The following is a 1071-nucleotide window of genomic DNA, read 5'->3' as shown; positions in this document are numbered from 1 at the left end:
CAAGGGCGTGATTAGCCGGTGCCAGGTGGGTCCCAGTCAGGCCGTCATCGTGGTCCCAGATCGGGTTGACACAGCCATACCTCACCTCCGCCGTGGAGGCAGGTACTCCCGTGGATGAAGCAGTGCAGCAAGCCACCCATCACGTCATCGGTCTCGACATCCACCCCGTCGCCGTGACCTTGGCCCGAGTGACCTACCTGTTGGCTCTAGGGCGCGACAACATCAAGTCGCCTACCCGTAAGGACCTCACGATCCCTGTCTATCTCGGTGATGGGGTTCAGTGGCAGCAGGAAACCGATATTTTTGGCAGCACGGTCGTGCGCGTTCGGACCGACGACAGAGATATCTGCGACGAAGAGGGCGAAGCGTTCACGTACGACTTGTGCTTCCCGCGCAGCGTTCTCGGCAACGCAACCCAATTCGACTATCTCGTCAGCGAGATGGCAGACAAAGCATTGACAACCACCCCCGACGGTGCAGGCAAGGTTGCCAACACCATCCTCAAGAAACGGGGGATCGCCCCTGACAGCGCCGACGGGCAGGAACTCAAGGAGACGTTCCTCAATCTCTGCACGCTGCGAGAGAAGGGACGCAACCATATCTGGGGCTACTACGTCCGCAACCTCATCCGACCTTTGTGGTTGGCGGAGGAGGAGAACCGCGTCGATGTCGTGATCGGCAACCCGCCTTGGCTGCGCTACTCGAAGATGACATCCGCGATGCAGAAGAACTATCGCGCCCTGGCTGCACCGAGAAATCTTTTGTCGGGTGGGCTGGGGGCTGCGGCGCGTGATCTGTCCACTCTGTTCGTTGTCCGTGCGGTCGAGTTATACCTGCGAAGAGGCGGAGCCTTCGCCTTCGTGATGCCTCACGGGGTGTTGACCCGCAAGCCGCACACAGGATTTCGTAGTGGGGAATGGTGTCACCGCACGGGGGACGGACTCTTCGTTCAGTTTGGGGTTCCGTGGGACCTGAGCAAGGCAACCACGGGGTTTGAACCGCACTGGGTCGTGTGGAGGCTCCGAACCTTGGAAACGAGGATGGAGTCATGGCGAAGGAGAAATCCGCAGC

Annotated in this window: 1 protein-coding gene; it reads left to right on the top strand. The window is 60.1% G+C overall.

Features of this window, described 5'->3' with window-relative positions; translation table 11 throughout:
• Positions 1–110: 110 nt before the first annotated feature.
• On the top strand, positions 111–1071 hold a 961-nt coding region (locus B8W67_RS20130; RefSeq protein WP_234806841.1), incomplete at its 3' end, for an Eco57I restriction-modification methylase domain-containing protein.

Origin of the sequence: Mycolicibacillus koreensis (assembly GCF_002104795.1) — a bacterium.
GTDB lineage: Bacteria > Actinomycetota > Actinomycetes > Mycobacteriales > Mycobacteriaceae > Mycobacterium > Mycobacterium koreense.
This window is presented reverse-complemented; position numbering and strand designations above follow the sequence as displayed.